Raw genomic sequence first — 21,600 nt, 5'->3', positions numbered from 1 at the left:
CACCCTTCAGGCTCCGGTCGTGAGCGCGACGAGCTTCTCCTTCACCTGCCGGCGCAGCACCTTGCCGATCAGAGACTTCGGCAGCTCGTCGACGACGAACAGGCGCCGGGGAACCTTGTACGGCGTCAGGATGCTTCGGGCGAACTCCCTGATCGCCTCCACGTCGACCTCCTTCGCGCCGTCGACGACGATCGCGGCGACGACCTCTTCGCCGGAGTGGTCGCTGTCCAGACCCACGACGGCGGCGTCGATGACATCCGGATGCTGGCGCAGCGCGTTCTCGACCTCGGTCGGCGCGACGTTGAACCCTCCGGTGATGATGAGTTCCTTGATGCGATCGACGATCCGCACAAAGCCGGCGTCGTCGATGGTGACGATGTCGCCGGTGCGGTACCAGCCGTCGATGAACGCTTCCTCGGTCGCCTCCGGCTTGCCGTAGTAGCCGGAGAACACCTGCGGGCCGCGGACGACGAGCTCGCCTGCGGCGCCGGGCGCGACGTCCTGCCCGCTCTCCGGGTCGATGACGCGGCATTCCGTGCCGGGGAGCGGCAGACCGACCGTGCCGGGCACCCGATTGTCGGCGACGGGATTCGCCATGAGGACGGGCGAGCACTCGCTCAGGCCGTACCCCTCCACGAGGAATCCGCCGGTCGCCTCCTCGAACGGGACCACGAGCTCATGCGGAAGCGCCATGGCGCCGGAGATGGCGACCTCTGTGCCCTTGAGCGAGATGCCCTCCGCCGTCGCCGCGGCGAGCAGGCGCTCGGCGATCGGCGGGACGAGCGGCAGGAACGTGGCGGGGTGCTTCTTGGCGACCTCGAGGACGAGGTCGGGATCGAACTTGGGGAACAGCACGAGGCGCGCGCCCATCGACATCGCGAAGGTGAGGCACAGCGTGAGGCCGTACGCGTGGAACATCGGCAGGACGGCATAGACCACGCAGCCCTCGCCGCGGTGGATGGAGGGCACCCAGGCACGCGACTGCGCGGCGTTGGCGAGGAGGTTCCGGTGCGTGAGGGCCGCGCCCTTCGGCGTGCCCGTGGTTCCGGAGGTGTACTGGATGATCGCCAGGTCGTCGGTCTGCGGCCTCGGATGCGACGCCGGCAACGGGTCGGCCGATACGACGCGCTCCCATGCCACGGCGCCGCGCACCCGTTCGGTGAGCGCCGCACGGGATTCGCGGGCTTTCGCGATCGGCAGACGGAGGGCGAACTGCGTGAGCCGGGGCATGCCCTTTGTCACGTCGACGGAGATGAGGGTGGACACAGCCAGGTCGGCGGGAAACTCCTGCACCGTCTTGACGACCTTGCTCCACACGATCGCGTGCGTCGCGCCGTGGTCCTCGAACTGCTTGCGGAGCTCGCGCGGCGTGTACAGCGGATTGTGTTCGACGACGACGGCGCCGAGGCGGAGCACCGCGTAGAAGGCGACGATGTGCTGCGGGCTGTTGGGGAGCACGATGGCGACGGGGTCCCCGGCCTTGACTCCGAGATCCTTGAGGCCCGCTGCGGCGCGCTCGATCGCCTCCTGCAACTCGGAGTAGCTGGTCTCCCGGCCGAAGAACTGCAGCGCCGGTGCATCCGGGTAGTCCCTGGCGGATGCCGCGACGATGTCGATGAGCGAGCCGTCGACGGCGGGAAGGTCTTCGGGAACGCCCTCGGCGTAGCTGGCGACCCAGGGACGAGGAGGATCGTACGTCGTCATGGAACACAGCCTATGGGGATGCGGGGCACGCAGAGCGGCGCCGACGGCGAACTAGACTGTCCTGGTGTCTGAAATCACCCCCGAACTCGTACGCCACCTCGGCGTGCTCGCGCGCATCCAGCTGAACGACGACGAGGTGACCCGGCTCACCGGCCAGCTCGATGCCATCGTCGACAACATCGCGAAGGTCGCCGAGGTGGCCACGCCGGATGTCGTCGCCACGAGCCACCCGATCCCTCTCGCGAACGTCTTCCGCCCCGACGTCGTCGGGCAGACGCTCACGCACGAGCAGGTGCTGCAGAACGCTCCCGATCAGGCTGATGGACGCTTCCGCGTCACCGCGATCCTGGGGGAGGAGCAGTGAGCGACATCATCCGTATGACCGCGGCAGAGCTCGCGGCCTCGCTGACCGCGGGCGACGTCTCCAGCCGTGAGGCCACGCAGGCGCATCTGGACCGCATCGCCGCCGTCGACGGCGACGTGCACGCATTCCTGCACGTGAACGAGGGTGCGCTCGCGGCGGCGGATGCCGTCGATGCGGCGCGTGCGGCGGGCGACCAGCTGCACCCGCTCGCCGGTGTGCCCCTCGCGATCAAGGACGTCCTCGTGACGACCGACCAGCCGACGACCAGCGGTTCGCGCATCCTCGAGGGCTACCGCTCTCCTTACGACGCGACCGTCGTCGCGCGCTCGCGCGCTGCGGGCCTCATCCCGCTGGGAAAGACCAACATGGACGAGTTCGCCATGGGCTCGTCGACCGAGCATTCGGCATACGGTCCGACCCGCAACCCCTGGGATCTCGACCGGATTCCCGGCGGCTCCGGCGGCGGCTCGGCAGCCGCGGTGGCAGCCTTCGAGGCGCCGCTCGCGCTCGGGTCCGACACCGGCGGCTCGATCCGTCAGCCAGCGCACGTGACCGGCACCGTCGGCGTGAAGCCGACCTACGGCGCGGTCAGCCGATACGGCGCGATCGCGCTGGCATCCAGCCTCGACCAGGTCGGCCCCGTCACGCGCACCGTGCTGGACGCCGGCCTGCTGCATGACGTCATCGGCGGGCACGACCCCAAGGACTCGACGTCGCTGGCGGATGCATGGCCCTCCTTCGCCGACGCCGCGCGTGAGGGCGCGACCGGTCAGGTGCTCAAGGGGCTGAAGGTCGGCATCATCAAGGAGCTCCCGGATTCCGGCTTCCAGCCCGGGGTCGCGGCTTCCTTCCGCGAATCGCTGGCGATCCTCGAGGCGAACGGTGCGGAGATCGTGGAGATCTCGACGCCCCACTTCGAGTACGGCGTCGCGGCGTACTACCTCATCCTCCCCGCTGAGGCATCGAGCAACCTCGCGAAGTTCGACTCCGTCCGCTTCGGCCTTCGCGTGACTCCCGAGGGCGGCGCGACCGTCGAGGACGTCATGTCGGCCACGCGCGAAGCCGGCTTCGGAGATGAGGTCAAGCGGCGCATCATCCTCGGCACCTACGCCCTGTCAGCCGGCTACTACGACGCGTACTACGGCAGCGCGCAGAAGGTGCGCACGCTCATCCAGCAGGATTTCGACACCGCCTTCGCGCAGGTCGACGTCATCGCCACGCCCTCGGCGCCGACCACGGCCTTCAAGATCGGGGAGCGGATCGACGACCCGCTGCAGATGTACTTGAACGACATCACCACGATCCCGGCGAACCTCGCCGGTGTGCCAGGCATCTCGATCCCGTCCGGCCTCGCCGCGGAGGACGGGCTCCCGGTGGGCATCCAGTTCCTGGCTCCGGCCCGTGAGGACGCCAGGCTGTATCGGGTCGGGGCGGCACTGGAGGCCGCGCTCGTCGACTCGTGGGGTGCACCGCTGCTGACGAGGGCACCGCAGCTCGACGGAGGGAAGAACTGATGGCCGCCGCCACGCTGATGGATTTCGACAAGGCGCTCGAGCTGTTCGAGCCGGTGCTCGGCTTCGAGGTTCACGTCGAGCTGAACACTGAGACCAAGATGTTCTCGGATGCGCCGAATCCGGCCAACGAGAAGTACCACGCCGCCGAGCCGAACACGCTCATCGCGCCGGTCGACCTCGGCCTTCCCGGCTCGCTCCCGGTCGTCAACGCCACGGCGATCCGGTCATCGATCAGCCTCGGGCTCGCGCTCGGATGCTCGATCGCTGAGTCCAGCAGGTTCGCGCGGAAGAACTACTTCTACCCGGACCTCGGCAAGAACTATCAGATCTCGCAGTACGACGAGCCGATCGCCTACGAGGGATCCGTCGAGGTGGAGCTCGAGGACGGCACGCTCGTCACAGTGCCCATCGAGCGTGCGCACATGGAGGAGGACGCCGGAAAGCTCACGCACATGGGCGGGGCCACCGGTCGCATCCAGGGCGCTGAATACTCCCTCGTCGATTACAACCGCGCCGGGGTGCCGCTCGTGGAGATCGTGACGAAGCCGATCTTCGGTGCGGAGCACCGCGCTCCCGAGATCGCGAAGGCGTATGTCGCGGCGATCCGCGACATCGTCCGCGGCCTCGGCATCTCGGAGGCCCGGCTGGAGCGCGGCAATCTCCGCTGCGATGCGAACGTCTCGCTGCGCCCGCGCGGCCAGGAGAAGCTCGGCACGCGCACCGAGACGAAGAACGTGAACTCGATGCGGTCGGTCGAGCGCGCCGTGCGGTATGAGATCCAGCGTCAGGCGGCGATCCTCGCCGAGGGCGGGACGATCACCCAGGAGACCCGGCACTGGCACGAGGACACCGGCACCACCTCGCCGGGGCGTCCGAAGTCGGATGCCGACGACTACCGGTACTTCCCCGAGCCCGACCTGCTGCCCGTCCAGCCGGCTGCGGAACTGATCGAGGAACTGCGTGCGGCGCTGCCGGAGCAGCCGGTCGCCCGTCGTCGCCGGTTGATGACGGAGTGGGGCTTCACCGACCTCGAGTTCCAGGATGTCCGCAACGGCGGGCTCCTCGAGACCGTCGAGGCCACGGTCGCCGCCGGCGCGGCGCCCGCCGCTGCGCGCAAGTGGTGGACGGGCGAGATCACCCGTCTGGCGAACGCGGCGGAGCGGGAAGCGACGGATCTCGTCTCCCCGGAGAACGTCGCCGCTCTGCAGAAGCTCGTCGACGCGGGGACGCTGACCGACAAGCTCGCCCGGCAGGTGCTGGAGGGCGTCATCGCCGGCGAGGGAACGCCCCAGGAGGTCGTCGACGCCCGTGGGCTCGCCGTGGTCTCCGATGACGGCGCGCTCATCGCCGCGATCGACGAGGCGTTCGCGGCGCAGCCCGATGTGCTCGCCAAGATCAAGGACGGCAAGGTCCAGGCGGCGGGCGCGGTCATCGGCGCGGTCATGAAGGCGATGAAGGGGCAGGCTGATGCGGCCCGCGTCCGCGAGCTGATTCTGGAGCGCGCCGCGCAGTGACGTCCTGCACGACCGAGGGGCCTGGCGGACGTTCTCCGCTGGGCCCCTCGGCGTGACACGGGCCCCGGCGATGTCGGAGGCGTCGGCGAGAATGGGATCATGGGACGCGGTGATGGAACGGGACGCATCGTCTCTCCTGACGGCGCGGACGACACGGGAACGCGCATCCTCCATGTCGATATGGACGCGTTCTATGCGGCCGTCGCCGTGCTCGATGATCCTTCGCTGAAGGGCCTGCCGCTGATCATCGGTGCACCGGACGGTCGCTCGGTCGTGTCCAGCGCCTCCTACGAGGCCAGGCGTTACGGTGTGCGCGCGGCGATGCCTGTCGCGCAGGCGATCCGCCTGTGCCCCTCCGCGCGCATCGTCCTGCCGGACTTCTCTCGCTACCAGGAGGTCTCCGCGCAGGTGATGACGATCTTCGAGTCGTTCACTCCGCTCGTCGAGCCGCTTTCCGTCGATGAGGCCTTCCTCGACGTGCACGGCGTCCGCAGGCTCTGGGGGAGCCCTGGGACGATCGCCCGCCTCATCAGGGAGCGGGTTCTCGCCGACGTCGGCATCACCTGCAGCGTCGGGGTAGCGGCGACCAAACACGTGGCGAAGATGGCGTCCACGATGGCGAAGCCCGACGGCATGCTCGTCGTCGCGGCCGCGGACACGCAGGACTTCCTCGCGCCGCGCCCCGTGCGGGCGATGTGGGGGGTCGGCCCGAAGGCCGCCGAGGCCCTGGAGGCCCGCGGCATCCGCACGATCAGGGAGATCAGGGACAGCTCCTCGGAGATGCTCGAACGCGCGGTCGGGCAGGCGCTCGCGCACCGGCTCGCAGAGCTCGCCCGAGGAGAGGATCCGAGGGCCGTCGACACCGCGCGCGTCGAGAAGAGCATCGGCCACGAGGAGACCTTCGACGTCGACATCGTCGACCGCGGGGTGCTGAAGGCGGAGCTGCTCCGGCTCGCCGACCGTGTCGCCGCCCGGCTGAGGCGGGCGGGCTGGGAAGCCAACACGGTAGCCATCAAGATCCGGTTCGACGATTTCACGACGGTGAACCGGTCGCAGACCCTCCCGGAGCCGACGGCCGTCGGCCAGCGCATCGGAACCGCGGCGCAGGCGCTCTTCGAGCACATCGATCGCCGCAGCCCGGTGCGTCTCGTCGGCGTCCGCGCCGAGCGACTTCAGCCGTCCGGCGTCGGAGCCTTCGCCCTCTGGGACGAGGACGAGGATTGGAAGCGTGTCGAGGGAGCCCTGGACGATGCTCGCGCTCGGTTCGGGAGCGCGACGATCACCAGGGCCCGTCACATCGGCCGCGGCGACGGTCGCGGTGCGCCGCGGCATCCGAAGGCCCACGGCGTGGAGTGATCTGGGCATCCGTCTCCTCGTGGGATAGCGTGGAGGAATGCCGAACATCGCACTGGAACTCGGAAAGCAGGCCGCGGCCTTCGGCGTCAAGAGCGCCTACGGCGAGACGCAGGACATCGACGGCGTGAGCATCACGCCCGTAGCCCTGACCGTCGCCGGCTTCGGCGGCGGGGGAGCGGAGAGCGGAGAAGGCGGTGGCGGCTACGGGATATCCGTTCCGCTCGGCGTCTACACGCGTCGTGAGGAAGGGCTGCGCTTCGAGCCGAACATCGTCTCGCTGCTCGCCGTGGGAATCCCCTTCGTCTGGGTCGCAGGCCGTGCGCTCGCCCGGGTCATCCGTGCCCTCAAGAAGTAGCGACCCGGTCTCCGCAGCACTCCACGACGCCACCGCCCTCATCGGAGATGCGGTATCGGCGCTCGTCGTCTCGAACCCCGTGGTGCTCATCGATGGCCGAAGCGGCGCGGGAAAGACCTCGTTGTCGCGCTTCGTCGCAGCGAACTGGCCGGTGACGGGAGACCCGCAGCTCATCGCGCTGGATTCTCTGTACCCCGGTTGGGATGGGCTGGATGACGGCGTGGCCAAGGCGCTCGACGGCATCCTGCGGCCGCACGGCCGGGGGCGGATAGGGACCTGGCGGCGGTGGGACTGGGAGGACGGGACCGAGGCGGAGTCCTATGCGGTCGACCCCGCGCGTGGTGTGATCCTCGAAGGCTGCGGTGCGATCACCGCGCAGACCGCGCCTCTCGCCGACGTGCGCGTCTGGGTGGAGTCCCCTGACGCATCCAGGAAGCGCCGCGCGCTGGCGCGCGACGGCGATGGGTTCCGTGCGCATTGGGACCGGTGGGCCGAGCAGGAGGCCGTGCACATCGAACGCGATGATCCGCGGAGCCTGGCGACTCTGATCATCTCGGTGCCCTGACAGTGCCCGCTCAGAGGAGCTCGTCCGCCGCCTGGACGAGGCTTTCGAGACGGAATCCGAGCCAGTCGTAGACGCCGCGCAACGGTCCGTCGCCGTCCTGATCGTCGTCCACGATGCCCAGGCGAGCGGCGATGACCAGGCGAAGCGCGGTGAGCGTGCGCAGCCACGGGTCGACGTCCGCCTCGCCGACGACGATGTCGCAGGTGCGCAGCGCCTCTCGCTCGCTCAACTCCTCCGCTGCCTCATCGAATGGCGCCAGGGCGGCCTTGACGATCGCCGCGTCGGCAGCCCTGCGGTCGAGGAGCTCGTCCCTGGTGGCCTGGGTGAATGTCAGAGACGCCTCGGCATCCTCCGGGTAGGCATCCGGGGTGAGCCGGTCGATCGCCGGATCGTCGACACGCTCGGCGGCGTCATCCGTCAGCATCCCCCTCAGCTCGTCGATGAGGCGTCCGAGGTGGGCGCACTCGAACACCGCGAGAGGGAGCACGATCGTGCGCGCGGTCATTGCGGGGCCCTTCGCACGGTCGCCCACAGCCCGTAATCGTGCATCGCCTGGGCGTGCACCTCCATCGTCTCCCTCGGTCCGGTCGCCACGATCGCATGTCCGTCGTTGTGCACGGCGAGCATGAGCTGCGTCGCGCGCTCCTGCGAGTACCCGAAATAGGTGCGGAAGACGCGGACCACGTAGCTCATGAGGTTCACCGGATCGTTCCAGACGACCACCTGCCATGGCTCCAGCGGCGCCGCGAAGAGATCGTGCTCCTGATCGACGTCGGGTGTGGCGATCGGCGTGCTCATGCCCACCCCAGCTCATGCAGCTGCGCGTCGTCTATGCCGTAGAAATGGGCGATCTCGTGCACGAGCGTCGTATGGATCTCATCGCGCAACTCGTCGATCGTGTCGCATTCCGCCAGGTGCGGCTCCCGGTACACGATGATGCGGTCGGGCAGCTCGCCCAGCCCGTATGACCCGCGTTCGGTGATCGCGAGGCCGTCGTAGAGCCCGAGCAGATCGAGGCTGCCGTCCTCGGGGCGGTCCTCGACGACGAAGACGAGGTTCTCGAGTCCCGCGACCATGTCGTCGGGCAGCAGATCGAGCTCATCGATGACGAGCTGTTCGAAGGCTTCCGCATCCATCTCCATCACCCCCAAGCCTATGGTGCGTCTCAATGCACCACGAGCAGGAGCGCGGCGACCGCGAGGAACAGCGCACCGAACACGATGTTGAGGGCGCGCTGACCGCGTGGCGTGCGCGTGAGCGTGCCGAACGGTTTCGCCGCAGCAGCGAAGAAGAACCACATCACGAGGACATCGATCACCACGACCGTCGTCACGAGGATGAGGTACTGCGGCAGCGCAGGTTGATCCAGCCGGATGAACTGCGGGATGAACGCGAGGAAGAACACGATGGCTTTGGGATTGAGAAGATTCACCCAGAAGCCGCGGCGCAGCATCGACCAGCCGCTCTCGCGGTCGCGTCGCACCTCTGTACCATCGTCGCGCGTGGGGCGGGACAGCATCAGCCGGATGCCGAGGAAGACGAGATACCCCGCGCCGGCGTAGCGGATGATCGTGAATGCGAGGTCGGATCGTGCGACGAGCAGTCCGATTCCCGCTGCCACGATGACGACGTGGACGATGAGTGCGAGCTGCTGGCCGATCACGCCCCAGAACGATCGCCGCCAGCCCTCGGTCAGCGCGTTGGTCATCGTGTTGATCGCCCCCGCTCCCGGAGTGAAGCTGATCACGAGGGATGCTGTCAGCAGCGACAGCCAGACGGTCAGTGACAACGGCGGGGCCCTCTCCGAAAACGCGTGCCGATGACGACGAAGCCCGGATGGATCCCGTGGAGGTTCCCACGGTCGTCATCCGGGCTTCGTGCTCTGGGGTGGCTAACGGGGCTTGAACCCGCGACCCCCGCGACCACAACGCGGTGCTCTACCAACTGAGCTATAGCCACCATATGCCCGCCGCAGCAGGCAACTAGAAGAGTCTATTACATCTCGGAGGCGAACGATGACACGGTGCGCTCCGCGATCGCGCGCGCTTCGTCGCTGCTCGGGCCCGGTTCGTCGACGAAGACGGCCTCGCGGTAGTAACGCAGTTCACGGATCGACTCCAGGATGTCCGCCAGGGCGCGGTGTCCGCCGTCTTTCGCCGGTGCCTGGAAGAAGACCCGCGGGTACCACCGGCGGGAGAGCTCCTTGATGCTGGAGACGTCGACGTTGCGATAGTGCAGCCACTGATCGATCTGCGGCATGTACTTGGCGAGGAACATCCGATCGGTGCCGATCGTGTTCCCGGCGAGCGGGGCCTTGCGCTCCATCGGCACGAAGCGCTTGATGTACGCGAGCGCCTGCGCCTGCGCCTCCTCGAGCGCGACCCCGGCGGGGATCTCCTCGATCAGGCCGGAAGCGCGGTGCATGCCCGTGACGAACTCGTTCATGTGCGCGAGCGCAGCATCGCTCGGCTTGATCACGACCTGGAATCCGGGATCGATCGGCCTCAGTTCGAAATCGGTGATCACGATCGCTATCTCGACGAGCTCATCGACCTCGAGATCGAGGCCCGTCATCTCGCAGTCGATCCAGACGAGTCGATCATTCTCGGACGCAGTTGCCATACAGGCATCCTAGTGAGCGCGCAGACACCGCACTCCGACAGCCCCCCAGGCAGGATTCGAACCTGCGACCGGCGACTTAGAAGATCGATGCTCTTCCGCTGAGCTACTGAGGGTCGCCCACAAGCTTAGCGAGTGCTCACGCCGTGCGTGCGCGACGGGGCGAGCACACCGCCGTCGGCGTCAGCGGAGATAGCGCAGCGTCTGCACTGCTTCGTCGGGGTTCCAGAACTCTCCGATCAGCCGGAAAGCGCCCGTGGCCAGGTTCAGGCGTTCGGCGCGGTAGCGCAGACCGAGAGGATCGACTCCGATCCGCAGATGACCGAGGATCCGATCGGCGTCGTCGTGCACTCGCCAGAGCGCATCGCCCGCCCGCACGAGGTGCTCGCGGCGCGAGGAGAGGGCCGGCGCCGCAGCGGGGGCATCCGGCAGCTTCAGGGTGGTCGTGAGCATCGTTCTCTCCCCTCGGGGTCGGTATGCCTCCGACGATACGACCGGCCTCCGACATCGCCGCTGGCGCCGGCACGGCTACCGGGCCTCGTCTCCTCCTGCACAGAACAGGGTGTTCTGGCAGCTGTCCACCTGCGCCGAGGAGGTCGGCGATCGGACGACGCGTCGCGATGAAGGACACGGACATGCTGGCGTGAACCGGAACGATCCGGTGCGAGAACCAGAGGAGAACGAGACGATGAACGACACACTGACCATCCGCGGCTTCGTCGGCAACGACCCCCAGCCGTCGATGACGAGCACGGGCGTGCCCGTGCTGAACTTCCGAGTGGGGAGCAGCCGACGCCGTTTCGACCGGCACACGCAAAGCTGGATCGACGCGGGGACGAACTGGTACGCCGTCTCCGCCTACCGTCAGCTCGCCGAACATGCCAAGGCGTCGCTGCGCAAGGGGGATCCCGTCATCATCACCGGGCGGATCAAGTTCCGCGAGTGGGAGAACGCCAACGGTGCGAAGGGTGCGAGTCTCGATCTGGATGCCGAGGCCATCGGTCACGACCTCCAGTGGGGCACGAGCAACTTCATGAGGATCTCGCGGCCGGCGGCTCCTGCCGACGTCCAGACCGGGGAAGGGCGCGCGTCGGCGACGGATGAACCAGGGGCCGTCGAGCCTTCCGGCTACGTCGAAGAGGAACCGGCGGGCCTGGACGGCGAGCTGGCGGATGTCTGGGAGGCGAGCGCGCCGCAGGTGGCATGAGGCGAGTGCGGGCGACTGAGCGAGAGCGGATCGACGGCGTACGCCTCGCCGCGCGGCACGTCAGAAGCGAGTGGTGCCTAGAATCGGATCGTGCGCCGTCGAACCGAGTACTCCCGCCTGCGTGTCGGCGGCTCCGCCCTCGTGGTCCTCGCCTCCGTGATGCTCGTCGCCTGCAGCCCGCAGGAGCCGACTCCGGTGGAGACCGAGATCGTCGCGAGCACTCCCTCGCCGACGCCGACCGAGTCGCGGGGGCCCGCCCTCGTTCCGGACGGTTCCGCCGAGGAGAACCTCCCTCTGTTCGAGGCCGTGACCGCGCGGGTCTGGGCCACCGAGCAGAAGGCCAGCGGCAGGGCCTACATCGACGCGCTCGTGGCAGCGGGGTTCGACAAGGCCGCCATGCAGGTGACCGACGACGAGACGACCATCGGTCGCGCCGTCGAGAGTCTGCAGTTCTCCGTGCGCTGGGGCGAGACGCAGTGCCTCGTCGGCCAGATCGGGCCGTCGACGGGCGACCCCGTGACGGCGGTGCTCCCGCAGCTCGCCGAGGGCCGTTGCCTCGTCGGGAACACGCGCGTCATCGACTGGTGACCGTGCGCCGGGCACCCGGATCATCCGCGCAGGCGTCAGCCGGTAGGCTGGAGTGTCGATTCGCGATGGCGACAGAAGGAGCGGTTTCCGGTGGCTGAGTACATCTACTCGATGGTCCGTGCACGCAAGGCGGTGGGTGACAAGCTCATCCTCGACGATGTGACGATGTCGTTCCTTCCCGGAGCGAAGATCGGCATGGTGGGACCCAACGGTGCCGGAAAGTCGACGATCCTCAAGATCATGGCCGGTCTGGACACGCCGTCCAACGGCGAGGCGAAGCTGACCCCCGGATTCACGGTGGGCATCCTCATGCAGGAGCCTGAGCTCGACGAGTCCAAGACCGTGCTGGAGAACATCCAGGACGGCGTGGCGATCAAGGCGAAGCTGGACCGCTTCAACGAGATCTCCGCCCAGATGGCCGACCCCGACGCCGACTTCGACACCCTTCTCGCCGAGATGGGCGTGCTCCAGGAGGAGATCGACGCCGCGGACGGCTGGGACCTCGATTCGCAGCTGGAACAGGCGATGGACGCTCTGCGCACCCCGCCGGCGGATGCGGAGATCGCGCCGCTCTCCGGTGGTGAGCGCCGCCGTGTTGCGCTGGCGAAGCTGCTCCTCCAGAAGCCCGACCTTCTGCTGCTCGATGAGCCGACCAACCACCTCGATGCCGAGAGCGTGCTGTGGCTCGAGCAGCACCTGCAGTCCTACAAGGGCGCCGTCATCGCGATCACCCACGACAGGTACTTCCTGGACAACGTCGCGGAGTGGATCGCCGAGGTCGACCGTGGTCGCCTGATCGGTTACGAGGGCAACTACTCGACGTACCTGGAGAAGAAGGCCGAGCGCCTCGACATCCAGGGCAAGAAGGATGCCAAGCTCGCCAAGCGCCTGAAGGACGAGCTCGAGTGGGTCCGCTCCAGCGCGAAGGGACGTCAGACCAAGTCGAAGGCTCGTCTCGCGCGCTACGAGGAGATGGCAGCCGAGGCCGAGCGCACCAGGAAGCTCGATTTCGAGGAGATCCAGATCCCGGCCGGCCCGCGTCTGGGCAACGTCGTGATCGAGGCGAAGAAGCTGCAGAAGGGCTTCGGCGACCGCACACTCATCGACGGTCTGAGCTTCAGCCTGCCCCCGAACGGCATCGTCGGCGTGATCGGCCCCAACGGTGTGGGCAAGACCACGCTGTTCAAGACGATCGTCGGCCTGGAGCCGCTGGACGGCGGCGACCTGAAGGTCGGCGAGACGGTCAAGATCAGCTACGTCGACCAGTCGCGCGCGAGCATCGACCCCGACAAGACCCTGTGGGAGGTCGTCTCGGACGGCCTGGACATCATCACGGTCGGCAAGACCGAGATCCCCTCGCGCGCCTATGTCTCGAAGTTCGGATTCAAAGGGCCGGACCAGCAGAAGAAGGCCGGTGTGCTCTCCGGAGGTGAGCGCAACCGCCTGAACCTCGCTCTCACGCTCAAGGAGGGTGGCAACCTGCTGCTTCTCGACGAGCCGACGAACGACCTCGACGTCGAGACGCTGAGCTCCCTCGAGAACGCCCTGCTCGAGTTCCCCGGCTGCGCGGTCGTGATCACCCACGACCGGTGGTTCCTCGACCGCATCGCCACGCACATCCTCGCGTACGAGGGCACCGACGACGAGCCGGCGCAGTGGTACTGGTTCGAGGGCAACTTCGAGGCGTACGAGGCGAACAAGATCGAGCGCCTCGGCCCGGACGCCGCCAACCCGCACCGGTCGACGCACCGCAAGCTGACACGCGACTGAGCCGTGTCGGCCTCGGGCGAGATCGCCGGTCGGCGGCTGCACATCCCCATCCACCTGCGGTGGGGTGATCTCGACGCCTTCAACCACGTCAACAACACCTCGATGCTCAAGCTGCTCGAGGAGGCGAGGGTGCGCGCCTTCTGGAAGCCGGGGCCAGGGGAGGAGGGGCCGTCGACCGCTGTCCTGGACTCGGGTATCGAGCAGGGCCTGCTGACCCTCATCGCTCGGCAGGAGATCGAGTATCTGGCACCCGTGCCCTACCAGCGTCTACCGCTGGACGTGCAGATGTGGTTCGGAAAGCTCGGCGGATCCAGCGTCGAGGTCTGCTATGAGGTGCACGCCGATCCCGGTGCGTCCGAGAGCGTTCAGTACGCCCGCTCGACCGCGGTCATCGTGCTCGTTGACGCCGCCAGTGGGCGCCCGGTCAGGCTCACGCCCGAGATGCGCGCGGCCTGGGAGCCTTATGTGGGCGCGCCGATCGTCTACCAGCACCGCTGAGCGAGGGCTGCGTGCGGGACGGTGCCGGCGTCAGGCCCCCGGCACCCGGATCATGATCTCCTGGGCGACGCTCGCCGCGAGAACGCCGTCGCGCGTGTAGATCCGTCCGCTCGCCAGGCCGCGGCCGCCTCGGGCGTTCGGCGATTCCTGGACGTACAGCAGCCATTCGTCGACCCGAGCGAACCGATGCCACCACATCGCATGATCGAGGCTCGCGACCTTCAAGCCCGGCAGGGCCCAGACGATACCGTGCGCCCGCAGGATGGACTCCTGGATCGTCATGTCGCTGAGGTACGCCAGCGCCGCTCTGTGCAGCCGCGGATCGTCCGGCATGCTCGAGCGGATCCGCATCCAAACGCACTGCTGCGCCCGCCGTTCTCCGGAGACGGACTGGTAGATCGGGCCGTCGACGTGCCTGATGTCCGCCGGGCGATCGCGCAGCATGCGCATCGAGAGCGGATGCCCGCCTTCGACGAGATCCTCGTCGGGCGAGAGCGTCTCCGGAGCGGGCACCCCCTCCGGCATGGGGGCCGCGTGCTCGATGCCGGGGCTGTCGTCCTGGAACGAGGAGATCATCGAGAAGATCGGCACGCCGTTCTGATAGGCCTGCGAGCGGCGGGTGGAGAACGAACGGCCGTCGTGAATACGGTCAACGGCGATCGTGAGACCCTCTGCCGCGTCGCCGGGGCGGAGGAAGTAGCCGTGCATCGAATGCAGGGCGCGCTCGCGGGGCATCGTCCGCTCCGCGGCGATGAGCGTCTGAGCGAGCACCTGGCCGCCGTAGATGCGCCCCGTCGGCATGGGATGAGAACGACCGGTGAAGATGTCCTCGGTCGTCCTCGCCGATCCCTCGTCGAGATCGAGGACGTCGAGCAGCAGCTCCACGGATGCCTCGGCGTGCGCGTCGTCGCTCATATCGGTCCTTCCACGCGGTCACGCACCGCCTCCTGGGTAGTCTAGAACGCGTGCCTGCCCGACTCGTCCTCGCCGATGCCGACACCGCCCTCGATGTGCGGACGTTCGTGGGCAGAGCCGCTTCCGTGTCTGACGAGGGAGTGCGGCTGCAGGGAGCACGAGGCGTCCTGGCACTGACCGCCGCCGCGTTGGCACCCCACGGGCTCTTCGACAGTACGCCGACCGTCCTCGCGATGCGTATCGTGAACGCCGATCCCGAGCTCGAGTGCGACGTCGTCGTCGGTGCACTGTCGGCGACAGAGGACGACCGCGCGCTCGAACTCCCGGAGACGGGGCTCGCGCCTGCGTGGGCCGGCGTCGCTCCGCCGCGAGGCGGATGGGAGCGGGTCGGGGAGCTGGATGCCGCAGCCGTCGCGCGCCGCGCTCAGTGGGGGATCTCCGCCGTCGCGCGAGGCATGACTCCCGGTGCGGGCGAGGAAGCGGTCCGGATGCTCCGCGCGGGCATCTGGGGGGAGCCGGACGACGAGCTCGCGGGTCTCCCTCGGGGCGTGGCATTCGCCGCTCACGCCTTCGGTTTCATCTCCGGTGAGGAGAAGGCGAGCATCACTGTCTCCGGCCGCTGGACCCGTATCGGATTCCGGCGCGGGCATGTGCTCAGCCGTGGTCCCGTCGCCGTGGGGCTGACCGGTGTTCGCTCGACGGGTCGACCTCCCACACCGGCCTGATCAGGCTGGTGCGTCGCCGCGAGATCCGTGTCGCGCTCAGCGTGCGGCGGCGCGACCCGCCTGTCGGCCGGAGAAGAGGCAGCCGCCGAGGAAGGTCCCCTCCAGCGCGCGGTAGCCGTGCACACCGCCGCCTCCGAAGCCGCTGGCCTCGCCGGCGGCGTACAGACCTGGGATCACGTCGCCCGTCGGCATGAGCGCCCTGCCGTCCAGATCGGTCTCGATGCCTCCGAGCGACTTCCGTGTGAGAACGTGCAGCTTCACGGCGATGATCGGGCCGGCCGAGGGGTCCTGCAGCCGATGCGGCGCGGCGGTGCGGATGAGCTTGTCTCCTCTGTAGGAGCGCATCGACCGCAGCATCCCGATCTGCGCATCCTTGGTGAATGCGTTGTCGATCTCGCGGTCGCGGGCCAGGATCTCCGCCTTCACGCGGTCCATGTCGAGCAGCTCGCCGCCGTCGGCGGCGCGCAACTGCTCGAGGAGCGTCTCCAGATCGTTCTCCACGATGAAGTCCGCTCCCTCGTCGAGAAACGCCTGCACGGGCCCCGTCGGCCCCTTGGCGAGGCGCGACTTCAGCAGGAGTCCGACGTCCTTGCCGGTGAGATCCGGGTTCTGCTCGCTTCCGGAGAGCGCGAACTCCTTCTCCACGATCTGACGCGAAGTGATGAACCAGGAATGGTCATGGCCCGTCTGCCTCAGGTGTGCGAGCGTGCCCAGCGTGTCGAAGCCGGGGAACAGCGGCACGGGGAGCCGCTTTCCCGTGGCATCCAGCCAGAGCGAGCTGGGCCCGGGCAGGATGCGGATGCCGTGCTCCGGCCACACCGGATCCCAGTTCCTGATCCCCTCGACGTAGTGCCACATCCGATCGCCGTTGATCAGGTGGGCACCTGCCGTCGCCGCCACCGCGTGCATGGAGCCGTCGACGTAGGCGGGAACCCCGGAGAGCATGCTCTCCGGGGCGGTTCCGAGCCGCGCGGGCCAGGCGGCGCGGACCAGGTCGTGATTGCCCCCGATGCCGCCGGAGGCGACGATGGTCGCGCCCGCGGTGATCTCGAAGACGCCGACCCTCTCGCGATCGGAGGCGACGCCGCGCGCAGCGGTGCTCTCGGCGAGGACATCGCCGTGCGCACCGGTCACGACGCCGTCCGAGACGGTGAGCCCGGTCACCTTGTGACGGGGGAGGATCGTCAGCGTCCCGGCCTCCTCCGCAGCATGCACGGCCGCGGCGAACGGGGCGACGACGCCCGGCCCTGTGCCCCATGTGATGTGGAACCGGGGGACGGAGTTGCCTGGCCCGAGCGCCCCGTAGCCGCCCCGCTCCGCCCATCCGACGACCGGGAAGAAGCCCACGCCCTTCTCCCGCAGCCATGCGCGCTTCTCTCCGGCGGCGAACTGCAGGTACGCCTCGGCCCATCGTCGCGGCCAGGCATCCTCTTCTCTGTCGAACCCGGCGTTGCCGAACCAGTCCTGCGTCGCGAGGTCGAGGGAGTCCTTAATGCCCATCCTGCGCTGCTCTGGCGAATCCACGAAGAACAGCCCGCCGAAGGACCACCAGGCCTGCCCGCCGAGATTGGACCGCGGCTCCTGGTCGATGAGAACCACGCGCTTTCCAGCCGCACTGGCTTCTGACGCGGCGACGAGGCCGGCGAGCCCCCATCCGATCACCAGGACATCCGTGGACAGGGGCGTGGTCGTCATGTGTTCTCCGTCGAATCCTGACTGCGGGTCTGAAGCGTCGTCCTGCCGGCCGCTGTCGGGCCGATGCCGGACGGCTCGAATGTGTTCACCATGGCATAGGCCGCGCGTTCCAGGTAGTCCCAGAGCGTGGATTCGTGCAGAGGCGACAACTGCGCCTCGTCGACGGCGGTCCGCATGCAGCGCAGCCAACGATCGCGGGCGTCGGGGTCGACGTGGAACGGCATGTGGCGCATCCGCAATCGGGGGTGTCCCCGCGTTTCCCCGTAGGTGGTGGGGCCGCCCCAGTACTGGGCGAGGAAGAGCGTCAGACGCTCGGATGCGGGGCCGAGATCCTCTTCGGGGTACATCGGCTTGAGCACGGGATCGATCGCGACCTCGCGGTAGAACACATCGACGATGGCCCGGAAGGTCGGCATCCCGCCGACCTCGTCGTAGAACGTCACTTCTGCTCGCCTTCCGGAGCGTCATTCTTCTTGCGTCGCCAGATGCCGCGTTCGGCGACCGGAGGCACCCCGGTGACGGCGTTCGGCTTCGTCTTCGGGGGATTCGCGCCTCGGACGCGACGCGCCCCGTCCAAACCCGTCGGCGTCACGGTGGTCATGCTCGGCAGAGCGATCTCGAGCTCGTCCAGCTTTCTCTTCAGCCGGGTGCGCAGCTCCTGAGCCACGTCGTCCTTCGCGTTCGCGCGCGTCTTGATCACGACGCGGACGACGAGCGCGTCGCCGGTGACGGATTCCAGACCCCACAGCTCCGGCTTCTCGACGATCCGGGTGCGCCATTTCGGATCCTTGGCGAGCCCCTGCGCGGTCTCGAGCATCGCCTGCTCCACGGTGTCGAGGTCGGCATCGGGCGCGACGCCGAGATCGATGATCGCGCGGGCCCAGCCCTGCGACATGTTGCCGATGCGCAGCACCTCGCCGTTGCGCACGTACCAGAGCGTCCCATTGACGTCGCGGACCTGCGTGATGCGGACGCTCACGTACTCGACGACACCGGAGGCGAGGCCGAGGTCGACGACGTCGCCGATGCCGATCTGGTCCTCGGCGACGATGAACAGCCCGTTGAGCACATCCTTGACGATGTTCTGCGCGCCGAAGCCGAGGCCGGCTCCGAGGGCCGCGGTGAGGAGGGTGAGCGAACCGATCAGATCGGGCGAGATCACCGAGACGACCATGAGGAGCGCGACGACGGTGACCGCGACGTTGATGATGTTCTGCAGGATCGATCCGAGGGTCCTGGTGCGCTGGACCAGCCGCATATCCGCCAGAGGCGAGCGCTCGAGCGCCTGGGTGTCGTCGACGTTCGCCTTGGACTTGGCGCTGTCGACGATGCGCTTCACGACCCTGTGCACCACGTATCGCAGGGCCAGGCCGATGAGGAAGGCGACGATCACGACGAGCGCGACGCCGACGGCTTTCTCTCCGACGACGCCGAAGAACTCGGCGATCTTGGCCCATGCCTGGGAGAGCCAGGTCACGGCGTCGTCCGCGGGCGCAGGTGTCTCTGGGGTCGCGAGGGGGAGCATCATCACGTCGATTCTACGGAACGGGCCTCTGCGGAAGCTGGTTCAGCTCCGCCGAGGCCCGTTCCGGTGAGGTTTCGGTCAGCGCTCTTCGTCCCGGCTCTGAGCGGCCAGAGCGCGCTCGACGTCGGCGAGGTTCTCGTTCACCAGCCGGCGCAGCGCGGGGGCGGCGTCCTGGTTGGCCGACAGCCATGCGCGGGTCGCGTCGCGGAGCTCGACGTTCGCGAGCGGAGTCGGATAGAGCCCCGTGATGAGGTAGTTGGCGATCTGGTACGTGCGCGACTCCCAGATGGGGAGGAGCATCTCGAAGTACGCGGGCACGAAAGCCGAGAGCGAGTCGGCACCGGCGGGGTGCACGAAGCCGAGCGCCGCCGAGCGGACGATCGTGTTTGGTGCATCGTCCTTCTCGATGAGGGATGCCCAAGCCGTCCGCTTCGCCTCGACGGAGGGAAGCGAGGCGCGTGCCTGCGCGGCGAACTCGCCGCCCTTGGCCGTGTTGTCGGCGGCGAGCGCCGCGTCGATGGATGCCGCATCGGTGGCGCCGATGGACGCCAGCCCCGCCAGCAGCTGCCAGGAGAGATCCGTGTCGATCTCGAGCCCGGGAAGGGTGTCCTCGCCGGCACGCAGTCGGCCGACGACGCCGGCGTGCTCCTCGGTCACCAGCGAGTTCGCGAAGGCGGTGACGAACTGCAGCTGGCTGTCGCTTCCCGCGGCGGCGCCCTGCGCGAGCGACCACAGGCCGTCGGCGACCTTGCGCCGCGCGGCGTCGCGGTCCGCTGGCGCGACGTACAGCGAGGCAGCCGTCCGCAGCTGGGCGAGCGTGGTGCGCACCGTGGTGGATTCGGTCTCGCGACCGATGTTGCCGAGCACGAGGTCGATGTAGTCGCTCGCGGCGCTCTCAGCGTCTCTGGTCTGGTCCCATGCCGCGCCCCAGACGAGCGAGCGGGCCAGGGGATCGGCGATGTCGGCGAGATGCGCGACGGCCGTGGCGAGCGAGCGCTCGTCGAGGCGGATCTTGGCGTAAGCCAGGTCGTTGTCGTTGAGCAGGACGAGGTCGGGACGCGCGATGCCCTTGAGTTCGGGAACCTCGGTGCGGTCGCCGTCTACGTCGATCTCGACGTAGTGCGTACGGGTCAACGCACCGCCGGCGAGCTCGTAGAAGCCGATGCCGAGCCGGTGCGGACGGATCGTCGGATAGTCGGCGGGCGCCGTCTGCGTGACGGCGAAGCGGGTGATGGCGCCGTCGGCGTCCTCATCGATGACGGGCGCGAGCGTGTTGACCCCCGCCGTCTCGAGCCACTTCTTCGACCAGGTGCCGAGCTCGCGGCCGCTGGTCGCCTCGAGTTCGGTGAGAAGGTCGCTGAGCTCGGTGTTGCCCCAGGAGTGCTTCTGGAAGTACTGCGAGACACCGGCGAAGAACGCCTCGATGCCGACCCACGCGGCGAGCTGCTTCAGGACGGAGCCGCCCTTGGCATAGGTGATGCCGTCGAAGTTGACCTGGACGTCCTCGAGGTCGTTGATCTCCGCCGTGATCGGATGCGTGGAGGGCAGCTGGTCCTGACGATAGGCCCAGGTCTTCTCCATGGCGTTGAACGTCGTCCACGCCTCGGTCCACTCGGTCGCCTCTGCGGTGGCGATGGTGGACGCCCACTCCGCGAAGGACTCGTTGAGCCAGAGGTCGTTCCACCACTTCATGGTGACGAGGTCGCCGAACCACATGTGCGCGAGCTCGTGCAGGATCGTGACGACGCGGCGCTCCTTCACAGCGTCGGTCACCTTGCTGCGGAAGACGTACGTCTCCGTGAAGGTCACGGCGCCGGCGTTCTCCATCGCTCCCGCGTTGAACTCGGGGACGAAGAGCTGGTCGTACTTCGCGAAGGGGTAGGGCACGCCGAACTTCGACTCGAAGTACGCGAAGCCCTCCCGCGTCTTGTCGAAGATGTAGTCCGCGTCGAGGTGCTGCCAGAGGCTCTTGCGACCGTACACTCCGAGCGGGATGACCCGGCCGGACGCGCTCGTGAGCTCGGAGAAGGTCGCCTCATAGGGGCCGGCGATGAGAGCCGTGATGTAGGAGGAGATCCGCGGCGTCGGCTCGAAGCCCCACGTCGCGATCCGGGCGTCGTCATGGACGATGGGCTCCGGGGTGGGGGAGTTGGACACGACCTTCCACGCCGCGGGGGCGGTGACGGTGAACTGGAAGGTCGCCTTGAGATCGGGCTGCTCGAACACCGCGAACACCCGGCGGGAGTCCGGCACCTCGAACTGCGAGTAGAGGTAGACCTCGTCATCGACCGGGTCGACGAACCGGTGCAGGCCCTCGCCCGTGTTCGTGTACGCGCAGTCGGCGTCGACGACGAGGATGTTCTCCTCCTGAAGCTCGGGGAGCGCGATCCGTGAGTCGGCGAAGACCTCCTCGGGGTCGAGCTGCTCCCCGTTCAGCGAGATCTCCCTGACATCCCTGGCGATCAGGTCGATGAAGGTGTAGCTGCCCGGCTGAGCCGCGAACCGCACCACGCTGCGCGAGCCGAACACCTCCGCGCCCTTCGTCAGGTCGAGTGAGACCTCGTACGAATGGGTGTCGATGAGGGCGCGGCGCTCCTGCGCTTCGATTCGGGTGAGGTTCTCTCCAGGCACAGCTTTTCTCCCAGGGGTCAGGGGCGTGACCGTTCCACGACGCTGCTGGCGTCGA

23 protein-coding genes and 2 tRNA genes are annotated in these 21,600 nt (G+C 68.2%); 11 read left to right on the top strand and 14 right to left on the bottom strand.

The window, feature by feature from the left end; genetic code table 11:
- Positions 1-6: 6 nt before the first annotated feature.
- Positions 7-1,704, bottom strand: a complete 1,698-nt coding sequence (locus ACWGJP_RS12285; RefSeq protein ID WP_452330063.1) for a long-chain-fatty-acid--CoA ligase — start codon at positions 1,702-1,704, stop codon at positions 7-9.
- Between the two features lie 64 nt (positions 1,705-1,768).
- Here ACWGJP_RS12285 and gatC point away from each other — a divergent pair, with 64 nt between their 5' ends.
- From gatC to ACWGJP_RS12255, 6 genes are all read left to right on the top strand, one after another.
- A complete protein-coding gene (gatC, locus tag ACWGJP_RS12280) occupies positions 1,769-2,068 on the top strand; it encodes an Asp-tRNA(Asn)/Glu-tRNA(Gln) amidotransferase subunit GatC (protein ID WP_452330062.1) in 300 nt (99 codons plus the stop codon).
- A complete protein-coding gene (gene gatA, locus ACWGJP_RS12275) occupies positions 2,065-3,582 on the top strand; it encodes an Asp-tRNA(Asn)/Glu-tRNA(Gln) amidotransferase subunit GatA (protein WP_452330061.1) in 1,518 nt (505 codons plus the stop codon). The genes gatC and gatA overlap by 4 nt, the downstream gene beginning before the upstream one ends.
- A complete protein-coding gene (gatB, locus tag ACWGJP_RS12270) occupies positions 3,582-5,096 on the top strand; it encodes an Asp-tRNA(Asn)/Glu-tRNA(Gln) amidotransferase subunit GatB (RefSeq protein ID WP_452330060.1) in 1,515 nt (504 codons plus the stop codon). The genes gatA and gatB overlap by 1 nt, the downstream gene beginning before the upstream one ends.
- A gap of 99 nt (positions 5,097-5,195) precedes the next feature.
- Complete coding sequence (gene dinB, locus ACWGJP_RS12265; RefSeq protein ID WP_452330059.1) at positions 5,196-6,452, top strand: DNA polymerase IV; 1,257 nt, start codon at positions 5,196-5,198, stop codon at positions 6,450-6,452.
- Between the two features lie 37 nt (positions 6,453-6,489).
- Complete coding sequence (locus tag ACWGJP_RS12260; protein WP_452330058.1) at positions 6,490-6,807, top strand: hypothetical protein; 318 nt, start codon at positions 6,490-6,492, stop codon at positions 6,805-6,807.
- Entirely contained in the window at positions 6,791-7,372 is a 582-nt protein-coding gene (locus ACWGJP_RS12255) for a hypothetical protein (protein ID WP_452330057.1), read from the top strand. The genes ACWGJP_RS12260 and ACWGJP_RS12255 overlap by 17 nt, the downstream gene beginning before the upstream one ends.
- 10 nt (positions 7,373-7,382) lie before the next feature.
- Here the strand turns inward: ACWGJP_RS12255 and ACWGJP_RS12250 are convergent, their stop codons facing one another.
- From ACWGJP_RS12250 to ACWGJP_RS12215, 8 genes are all read right to left on the bottom strand, one after another.
- Positions 7,383-7,877, bottom strand: coding sequence for a DUF2017 family protein (locus tag ACWGJP_RS12250; protein WP_452330056.1), 495 nt, complete (start codon positions 7,875-7,877; stop codon positions 7,383-7,385).
- Complete coding sequence (gene clpS, locus ACWGJP_RS12245; RefSeq protein ID WP_452330055.1) at positions 7,874-8,170, bottom strand: ATP-dependent Clp protease adapter ClpS; 297 nt, start codon at positions 8,168-8,170, stop codon at positions 7,874-7,876. The genes ACWGJP_RS12250 and clpS overlap by 4 nt, the downstream gene beginning before the upstream one ends.
- A complete protein-coding gene (locus ACWGJP_RS12240) occupies positions 8,167-8,514 on the bottom strand; it encodes a metallopeptidase family protein (RefSeq protein WP_452330054.1) in 348 nt (115 codons plus the stop codon). Before ACWGJP_RS12240 ends, clpS begins: the two co-directional genes overlap by 4 nt.
- Positions 8,515-8,537: 23 nt before the next feature.
- Entirely contained in the window at positions 8,538-9,161 is a 624-nt protein-coding gene (locus tag ACWGJP_RS12235) for a LysE family transporter (RefSeq protein WP_452330053.1), read from the bottom strand.
- A gap of 94 nt (positions 9,162-9,255) precedes the next feature.
- Positions 9,256-9,331: transfer RNA gene (locus tag ACWGJP_RS12230), tRNA-His, on the bottom strand.
- Positions 9,332-9,367: 36 nt separating this feature from the next.
- Complete coding sequence (orn, locus tag ACWGJP_RS12225) at positions 9,368-9,994, bottom strand: oligoribonuclease (RefSeq protein ID WP_452330052.1); 627 nt, start codon at positions 9,992-9,994, stop codon at positions 9,368-9,370.
- Positions 9,995-10,035: 41 nt separating this feature from the next.
- Positions 10,036-10,107 (bottom strand) — tRNA-Arg (locus tag ACWGJP_RS12220).
- A 67-nt stretch (positions 10,108-10,174) separates the two neighbouring features.
- Entirely contained in the window at positions 10,175-10,444 is a 270-nt protein-coding gene (locus ACWGJP_RS12215) for a hypothetical protein (RefSeq protein WP_452330051.1), read from the bottom strand.
- A gap of 235 nt (positions 10,445-10,679) precedes the next feature.
- Here ACWGJP_RS12215 and ACWGJP_RS12210 point away from each other — a divergent pair, with 235 nt between their 5' ends.
- The 4 genes from ACWGJP_RS12210 (at position 10,680) to ACWGJP_RS12195 (ending at position 14,054) form a co-directional block, all read left to right on the top strand.
- Entirely contained in the window at positions 10,680-11,198 is a 519-nt protein-coding gene (locus tag ACWGJP_RS12210) for a single-stranded DNA-binding protein (RefSeq protein WP_452330050.1), read from the top strand.
- A gap of 90 nt (positions 11,199-11,288) precedes the next feature.
- A complete protein-coding gene (locus ACWGJP_RS12205; RefSeq protein WP_452330049.1) occupies positions 11,289-11,786 on the top strand; it encodes a DUF6993 domain-containing protein in 498 nt (165 codons plus the stop codon).
- 90 nt (positions 11,787-11,876) lie between these two features.
- Complete coding sequence (gene ettA / locus ACWGJP_RS12200) at positions 11,877-13,556, top strand: energy-dependent translational throttle protein EttA (RefSeq protein WP_452330048.1); 1,680 nt, start codon at positions 11,877-11,879, stop codon at positions 13,554-13,556.
- Between the two features lie 3 nt (positions 13,557-13,559).
- Positions 13,560-14,054 (top strand): acyl-CoA thioesterase, encoded by a 495-nt coding sequence (locus ACWGJP_RS12195; protein WP_452330047.1) that lies wholly within the window; start codon positions 13,560-13,562, stop codon positions 14,052-14,054.
- 30 nt (positions 14,055-14,084) lie between these two features.
- Here the strand turns inward: ACWGJP_RS12195 and ACWGJP_RS12190 are convergent, their stop codons facing one another.
- On the bottom strand, positions 14,085-14,969 hold the full coding sequence (locus ACWGJP_RS12190) for an acyl-CoA thioesterase (RefSeq protein WP_452330046.1): 885 nt from the start codon (positions 14,967-14,969) through the stop codon (positions 14,085-14,087).
- Positions 14,970-15,019: 50 nt separating this feature from the next.
- Between ACWGJP_RS12190 and ACWGJP_RS12185 the strand changes: the two genes are divergently transcribed.
- A complete protein-coding gene (locus ACWGJP_RS12185; protein WP_452330045.1) occupies positions 15,020-15,694 on the top strand; it encodes a hypothetical protein in 675 nt (224 codons plus the stop codon).
- Between the two features lie 36 nt (positions 15,695-15,730).
- Here ACWGJP_RS12185 and ACWGJP_RS12180 read toward each other — a convergent pair whose 3' ends face one another.
- From ACWGJP_RS12180 to pepN, 4 genes are all read right to left on the bottom strand, one after another.
- On the bottom strand, positions 15,731-17,389 hold the full coding sequence (locus tag ACWGJP_RS12180; protein WP_452330044.1) for an FAD-binding dehydrogenase: 1,659 nt from the start codon (positions 17,387-17,389) through the stop codon (positions 15,731-15,733).
- The gene (locus ACWGJP_RS12175) at positions 17,386-17,832 is read right to left on the bottom strand and encodes a globin (protein ID WP_452330043.1); all 447 of its coding nucleotides are present in this window, start codon (positions 17,830-17,832) and stop codon (positions 17,386-17,388) included. Before ACWGJP_RS12175 ends, ACWGJP_RS12180 begins: the two co-directional genes overlap by 4 nt.
- Positions 17,829-18,917 carry a mechanosensitive ion channel family protein gene (locus tag ACWGJP_RS12170; RefSeq protein WP_452330042.1) on the bottom strand — a complete coding sequence of 363 codons (1,089 nt, stop codon included), beginning with the start codon at positions 18,915-18,917 and terminating at the stop codon, positions 17,829-17,831. Before ACWGJP_RS12170 ends, ACWGJP_RS12175 begins: the two co-directional genes overlap by 4 nt.
- A 75-nt stretch (positions 18,918-18,992) precedes the next feature.
- A complete protein-coding gene (pepN, locus tag ACWGJP_RS12165) occupies positions 18,993-21,545 on the bottom strand; it encodes an aminopeptidase N (protein ID WP_452330041.1) in 2,553 nt (850 codons plus the stop codon).
- Between the last annotated feature and the right edge of the window lie 55 nt (positions 21,546-21,600).

The organism is Microbacterium sp. NPDC055903 (genome assembly GCF_053615555.1).
The sequence above is the reverse complement of the archived record's forward strand: the minus strand, read 5'-3'. Positions and strand labels throughout refer to the sequence as shown.

Coding starts and splice junctions, on each gene's coding strand:
- ACWGJP_RS12285 (WP_452330063.1), bottom strand. CDS start 1,704: ATGACGACGTACGATCCTCCTCGTCCCTGGGTCGCCAGCTACGCCGAG.
- gatB (WP_452330060.1), top strand. CDS start 3,582: ATGGCCGCCGCCACGCTGATGGATTTCGACAAGGCGCTCGAGCTGTTC.
- dinB (WP_452330059.1), top strand. CDS start 5,196: ATGGGACGCGGTGATGGAACGGGACGCATCGTCTCTCCTGACGGCGCG.
- ACWGJP_RS12260 (WP_452330058.1), top strand. CDS start 6,490: ATGCCGAACATCGCACTGGAACTCGGAAAGCAGGCCGCGGCCTTCGGC.
- ACWGJP_RS12250 (WP_452330056.1), bottom strand. CDS start 7,877: ATGACCGCGCGCACGATCGTGCTCCCTCTCGCGGTGTTCGAGTGCGCC.
- clpS (WP_452330055.1), bottom strand. CDS start 8,170: ATGAGCACGCCGATCGCCACACCCGACGTCGATCAGGAGCACGATCTC.
- ACWGJP_RS12240 (WP_452330054.1), bottom strand. CDS start 8,514: ATGGAGATGGATGCGGAAGCCTTCGAACAGCTCGTCATCGATGAGCTC.
- orn (WP_452330052.1), bottom strand. CDS start 9,994: ATGGCAACTGCGTCCGAGAATGATCGACTCGTCTGGATCGACTGCGAG.
- ACWGJP_RS12215 (WP_452330051.1), bottom strand. CDS start 10,444: ATGCTCACGACCACCCTGAAGCTGCCGGATGCCCCCGCTGCGGCGCCG.
- ACWGJP_RS12210 (WP_452330050.1), top strand. CDS start 10,680: ATGAACGACACACTGACCATCCGCGGCTTCGTCGGCAACGACCCCCAG.
- ACWGJP_RS12190 (WP_452330046.1), bottom strand. CDS start 14,969: ATGAGCGACGACGCGCACGCCGAGGCATCCGTGGAGCTGCTGCTCGAC.
- ACWGJP_RS12180 (WP_452330044.1), bottom strand. CDS start 17,389: ATGACGACCACGCCCCTGTCCACGGATGTCCTGGTGATCGGATGGGGG.
- ACWGJP_RS12170 (WP_452330042.1), bottom strand. CDS start 18,917: ATGATGCTCCCCCTCGCGACCCCAGAGACACCTGCGCCCGCGGACGAC.